This window comes from Nonomuraea sp. NPDC051941, assembly GCF_044593615.1.
Map to the genome: position 1 here is coordinate 23394 of NZ_JBIUCF010000095.1, position 6070 is coordinate 29463.

Sequence of the window (6070 nt, forward strand, 5' to 3'; positions counted from 1 at the left end):
GGGACCGGAAACATCGTGGTGAACCACACCGACCCGCAGGTGGACACCGTCGAGACCCTGGCCGCCCTGCGCCGCGTTCCTGACGTGCGCGGCGCGGTGGTGACCGGATACGTCGGCGTGGACGGCCGGACGATGCTGCTCGGCTACGTCACCGGCCCGGACCCGGCGGTCGGCACGATCCGGATCCGGCAGCACCTCAGCAGCAGGCTGCCCGGCTATTTGATCCCGGACCACCTGTTCGTGCTGGACGCGCTGCCGCTGACGCCGGAGGGCGACTACGACCTGAGCGCGCTGCCGACGCCGGAGGCGGACCTCGGCCCGGCCGACGCGCACGTGGCGCCGCGCACGCCGGTGGAGCGGCGCCTGGCGGAGATCTTCCAGGAGCTCCTCGGCGTCAGCGACGTCGGCGTCCACGACGACTTCTTCGCGCTCGGCGGCTCCTCCATCGTGGCGACCCGGCTGGCCGCCCGGGTCCGCGAGGTGTTCGCGGTGGAGGTGTCGCTGGTGGACGTGCTCGCGGCCTCGACCGTCGACGAGCTGGCGCGGCTCGTGGACGAGGCATGACGAGCTCTCCGGGCAGGTGCGCATGATCCCCGATGAGACCCGGCCGGCTGCCCGTCCCGATCTGCCGGAACCCGGCGGCCCCGTCCCGCGCCGTCGCCGCCGGTGGTGGAGGGTGGTGCGGTGGACGGGCGCCGTGGTCGTGGTGCTCGCGCTGGTGGCGTCCGGGCTGGCGGTGTGGTCGGTGCGGCGCGGCTTCCCCCAGTACGACGGGACGTTGTCCTTGCCCGGCCTGACCGCGCCGGTGAAGGTCTTCCGGGACTCGTACGGCGTCGCCCAGATATACGCAGACTCGGCCACGGACCTGCTCCAGGCCCAGGGCTACGTCACCGCCCAGGACCGCTTCTGGGAGATGGACTACCGGCGGCACCTGACCTCGGGCCGCCTGGCGGAGTTGCTGGGCCCTCCGCTCGTGCGCACCGACGCCTTCCTGCGCACGCTCGGCTGGCGGCGCACCGCGGAGCGGGAATGGCAGCGGATCTCACCCGAGGCGAGAAGCTACCTGCGCGCCTACGCCGACGGCGTCAACGCCTGGATCGCCGCGAACGGCGCCGCCGCGGCCTCCGGAGCGAAAAGCCTGGAGTACACCGTCCTCGGCCTGCAGAACCCCGGCTACACGGTGGAGCCGTGGGACCCGGTGGACTCCCTGGCCTGGCTGAAGGCGCTGGCGTGGGAGCTGCTGGGCAACATGGACGCCGAGATCGACCGCTCGCTGCTGCTGGCCCAGGGCCTGAGCAGGCGCCAGATCGAGCAGCTCTACCCGCCCTACCCGTACGCGAGGAACCGCCCCATCGTGGACACGCCGGGCACCCCGTCCCGGCCGGTTCCCGCCCGCGTGTGGCGGGAGGCGGCCCCCGCGCTCGACGCGCTGCGCTCACTTCCGCTCCGCGCGGGCGGGGATACTGCGGGCATCGGCTCGAACTCCTGGGTGGTGAGCGGCGCGCTGACGGCGTCGGGCAAGCCGCTGCTGGCCAACGACCCGCATCTGGCGGCGTCGTTGCCGGGGACGTGGTACCAGATCGGGCTCCGGTGCTCGTGCGCGTACAACGTGCAGGGTTTCACGATGCCCGGCCTGCCCGGCGTGGTCACGGGACGCAACGAGCGGATCGCCTGGGGGCTGACCAACCTGCCCGCCGACGTGTCCGACCTGTACCTGGAGAAAGTCGACGGTGAGCGGTACTTCGACGGCAAGGCGTGGCGCGCGCTCGACTCGCGGCAGGAGGTCATCAAGGTGGCGGGCGGCGAGCCGGTGACGATCACCGTGCGCGCCACGCGGCACGGTCCCCTGCTGTCGGACCGGCGGGCGGACATGCTCGGGGTGGCGGCCCGGCCTCCCCTGGACCCGTCGGGCGGAGCGCTGCCGAGCCTGACGCCGGGGCCGCTGCCCAGCCTGGACACCGGCGAGCCCGGGGTGCCCGCGCCGGCGGCGGCGGAGCCGTACGCGGTGGCGCTGCGCTGGACGGCGTCCGAGCCCGGCCGGACGATGGACGCGCTCTTCGGCATCAACAAGGCGGCGAACTGGACGGAGTTCCGGGCGGCGGCGGCGCTCTTCGACGAGCCCGCGCAGAACCTGGTCTACGCCGACGTGGACGGCCACATCGGCTACCAGGCCCCGGGACGCATCCCGGTCCGCGGCAAGGGTGACGGATCCTGGCCGGTCCCGGGCTGGGACCCCGCGTACGACTGGACGGGCTTCATCCCGTTCGCCGATTTGCCGACGCTGTCCGACCCGCCCGGCGGCGTCATCGTGACCGCCAACCAGGCGGTGGCCGGGCCGTCCTACCGGCACGTCATCACCACCGACTGGACGTACGGCTACCGCGGCCGCCGCATCCTCGACCTGATCGCCGAACGCACGGCGCGCGGGAAGATCGGCGTGGCGGACATGCGGCGGATGCAGTCCGACAACCTCAACGGCGGCGCCGCCGCCGTGGTGCCCGCCCTGCTGGCCGTTCCCCTGAACGACGGCGCCGTCGCCAAGGCGCGGGACCTGCTGAAGGGCTGGGACTTCCAGCAGAGCACCGACTCGGCCGCGGCGGCCTTCTACAACGCGACCTGGCGGAGCCTGCTCGCGCGGACCTTCGACGAGCTGCCGCAGGACCGCAAGGCCGGCAACGGCGACCGCTGGTGGGAGGTCGTGGCCGCGCTGCTGAAGTCTCCCGGGTCACCGTGGTGGGACGACCGGCGCACCGGCAAGAGGGAGTCGATGGCCGACATCCTCGCCGCCGCCATGGACGAGGCCACCGCCGAGCTCACCGCGCGGCTCGGCCCCGACCCGGCCGCCTGGCGCTGGGGCGACCTGCACACGCTGACGTTGCGGGGCTACGGGCCGGGCCAGTCCGGCATCGCGCCGGTGGAGTGGCTGTTCAACCGCGGCCCGGTGCCGATCGCGGGCGGCGGCGACGCGGTCAACTCCACGAGCTGGTCGGCCGCGGGTGGGTACGACGACGTCGTCTTCGTGCCCACGATGCGAATGATCGTCGACCTGTCCGATCCGGATGGGTCGCGATGGGTCCTGCTGGCCGGCACCTCCGGGCACGCCTTCCATCCCCACTTCGACGACCAGCTGGAGCTCTGGCGTACGGGACAGGACACCCCCATGCGCTGGAGGAGGAAGAGCATCGAGGCGGCGGCAGAGCACGTCCTCACCTTCGCACCGACCGGTAAAGGATGACCGTTCATGAAGCTCGCGATCGCGAAACTCGAAGAGTGGATGCGCCTCTACTACCACAACGTCGACCACGACATCGGCAGCAGCGGCGTGCGTGACCTGACCATCGACGAGCTGAGGACGATCTGCGGGTTCGACCTGTCCGAGCTCGGCTCGATGATCTTTCATGACAGCGAGTGCTTCGGCGGCGGCGCGTTGCGGGCGGCGCTGGCCGACCGGTGGACGGGCGGCGACGTGGACGGCGTGATGGTCACCCACGGCTCCAGCGAGGCGATCTACATCGTCATGCACACGCTGCTGGACCCGGGGGACGAGGTGATCGTGGTCGATCCCGCCTACCAGCAGTTGTACGACATCGCCGCCGGGATGGGCTGCCGGATCACCCCGTGGCCGCTGCGCGCGCAGGAAGGCTTCTCCGCCGACCTGCCGCTCCTGCGGAAGCTGGCTTCCACCGGGCCGAAGATGATCGTGGTCAACTTCCCGCACAACCCGACCGGCGTCTCCATCACGCGCGAGCAACAGCAGGAGCTGATCGACATCGCCGCCGAGGCCGGCGCCTGGCTGGTGTGGGACCACGCCTTCGGCGAGCTGACGTACACGGCCGACCCGCTCCCGCTGCCCTTCGGCCGTTACGACAAGTGCATCACGTTCGGCACGTTCTCCAAGAGCTACGGGCTGGCCGGGCTCCGGGTCGGCTGGTGCCTCGCGCCGCCCGGGCTGCTGTCCCGGATGGCGGTGCTGCGCGACTACATCGCGTTGTACGTCTCGCCGGTCCTGGAGTTCTTCGCCGAGAAGGCGGTCAGGAACGCCGACCGGATCGTCGCGATGCAGCGCGAGCACGCGCACGGCAACCTGCGGTTGCTGCGCGACTGGGCGGCGGAGCTCCCGGACCTGGTGCGGGTGAACCCGCCCGACGGCGGCGTGACCGCGTTCGTGGAGTTCCCCGGCCACCCCGACGCCACCGCCGTGTGCCGCCGGCTGGCCGAGCGGGACAGGGTGCTGCTGGTGCCCGGCGAGTGTTTCGGCGACGCCTTCACCGGCTACGCGCGGCTGGGCTTCGGCGGCACAACTGCGGAGCTGACGGCCGGGCTGTCGAGCGTACGGCGGGCGCTGCTCGAAGGCGTGCCGGTCTCGGAGGCGCGGTGAGCGGCCCCAGGCTCCTGGCGGTCAGCGACCTCCACGTCGGCCACAGGGACAACCGCAGGCTGCTCCTCGACCTGGAGCCCGGGTCCCCGGGCGACTGGCTGATCGTGGCCGGGGACGTCGCGGAGCGGCCCCGCGAGATCGAGTGGGCGCTTCGGCTGCTCACCGAGAGGTTCGCCAAGGTGATCTGGACGCCGGGCAACCACGAGCTGTGGACGCTGCCCGGCGACGTGTACGGCCCGCGTGGCGAGGACCGTTACCGGAGCCTGGTCGAGATGTGCCGCCGGCTGGGCGTCGTCACCCCCGAGGATCCCTACCCGATCTGGACGGGGCCCGGCGGGCCGGTGACGGTGGTGCCCATGTTCCTGCTGTACGACTACAGCTTCCTGCCCGAGGGGACGACGACCAAGGAGGAGGCGCTCGCGCGGGCGTACGAGTCCGGTGTCGTCTGCACGGACGAGCTGCTGCTTCACCCCGACCCGTACGTGAGCCGCGAAGCCTGGTGCGAGGCGCGCGTCAAGGAGATGGAGGAGCGCCTGGCCGAGCTCGGACCCGGGGTTCGCACGGTGCTGGTGAACCACTTCCCGCTGGTGCGCGATCCCACGCGGGTCCTGCGTCACCAGCTGTTCGCGCAGTGGTGCGGCACGCGGCGCACCGCGGACTGGCACCTGCGCTTCAACGCCGCCGCGGTCGTCTACGGCCACCTGCACATCCGCAGGACCACCTGGCACGACGGAGTGCCGCACATCGAGGTCTCCGTGGGCTATCCGCGGGAGTGGTCCAGGCGCGGCGGGGTCGACGGCACCGGGCCGCGCCAGGTGCTGCCCCTTCCCGTCGAGCCGTCGTGATCGAGCGGCTGCTCCCGCCCGTCGTGGCGGCGGCCGAGGCGTACGGCGACGCGCCGGGGGCGCCGCTGCACCCCGAGGAGGTGGTCTGCGTGACGCGGGCGCTGCGCGGCCGCCGCCAGGAGTTCGCGACCGGGCGCCACCTGGCCCGGTCCGGCCTCGTCCGGCTCGGGTTGCCGCCGGTCGGCATCCCCAAGGGTGAGCGTGGCGCGCCGCGCTGGCCGGAGGGGGTGGTGGGCAGCATCACGCACTGCGCCGGCTACCGGGCCGCCGCGGTGGCGCGAACGGACGACCTGCTCGCGCTGGGCATCGACGCCGAGCCGCATGGTCCGCTGCCTTCCGAGGTGCTGAAGCTCGTGGCCACGCCGGCGGAGGGCGCCAGGCTCGAAAGGCTGGCCGGCGGCAACCCGCGGATCGCCTGGGACCGGGTGCTGTTCAGCGCGAAGGAGTCGGTGTACAAGGCGTGGTATCCGCTGGCCGGGTCGTTCCTCGACTTCGACGCCGTGGAGGTGGTGTTCGAGGAGGCCAACGGGTCCTTCGCGGCTCGCCTGCTGGTGCCGGGGCCTTTCGTGGCCGGTGAGCGGCTGCGGGAGCTCACGGGGCGCTTCGCCGTGCAGGGTGGGCTGGTGGTCACCACGGTCACCATTGACGGGGGGGGGGGGGGGGGGGGGGGGGGGGGGGGGGGGCGGGGGGGGGGGGGGGGCGGGGGGGGGGGGGGGGGGGGGGGGGGGGGGGCCCCCCCCCGGGCCCCCCCCACCACGGCGAACCTGCCGCCGGCCTCGTCGCCCGAGTAGTAGAGCGGGACCGACAGCATCAACCTGCGCGGGCCTGACTGGAAGGCCACGCTGAC

Annotated in this window: 5 protein-coding genes; all 5 read left to right on the forward strand. The window is 72.9% G+C overall.

Annotation, left to right across the window (positions count from 1 at the left end):
• Window positions 1-15: 15 nt before the first annotated feature.
• Genes ACIHFD_RS65655 through ACIHFD_RS65675 form a run of 5 tightly spaced genes read left to right on the forward strand, consistent with a single transcriptional unit; the run spans window position 16 to window position 6014 of the window.
• Window positions 16-564 carry a phosphopantetheine-binding protein gene (locus tag ACIHFD_RS65655; protein WP_397375588.1) on the forward strand — a complete coding sequence of 183 codons (549 nt, stop codon included), beginning with the start codon at window positions 16-18 and terminating at the stop codon, window positions 562-564.
• Window positions 565-586: 22 nt separating this feature from the next.
• Window positions 587-3235 (forward strand): penicillin acylase family protein, encoded by a 2649-nt coding sequence (locus ACIHFD_RS65660; RefSeq protein WP_397375589.1) that lies wholly within the window; start codon window positions 587-589, stop codon window positions 3233-3235.
• Between the two features lie 6 nt (window positions 3236-3241).
• Window positions 3242-4378 (forward strand): capreomycidine synthase, encoded by a 1137-nt coding sequence (gene vioD, locus ACIHFD_RS65665; RefSeq protein ID WP_397375590.1) that lies wholly within the window; start codon window positions 3242-3244, stop codon window positions 4376-4378.
• Entirely contained in the window at window positions 4375-5223 is an 849-nt protein-coding gene (locus tag ACIHFD_RS65670) for a metallophosphoesterase family protein (RefSeq protein ID WP_397375591.1), read from the forward strand. Before vioD ends, ACIHFD_RS65670 begins: the two co-directional genes overlap by 4 nt.
• On the forward strand, window positions 5220-6014 hold the full coding sequence (locus ACIHFD_RS65675; protein WP_397375592.1) for a 4'-phosphopantetheinyl transferase: 795 nt from the start codon (window positions 5220-5222) through the stop codon (window positions 6012-6014). The genes ACIHFD_RS65670 and ACIHFD_RS65675 overlap by 4 nt, the downstream gene beginning before the upstream one ends.
• Window positions 6015-6070 lie beyond the last annotated feature (56 nt).

Bases quoted from the DNA above. Each gene is read 5' to 3' on its own strand.
- vioD (WP_397375590.1), top strand. From the start codon at position 3,242: ATGAAGCTCGCGATCGCGAAACTCGAAGAGTGGATGCGCCTCTACTAC.
- ACIHFD_RS65660 (WP_397375589.1), top strand. From the start codon at position 587: ATGATCCCCGATGAGACCCGGCCGGCTGCCCGTCCCGATCTGCCGGAA.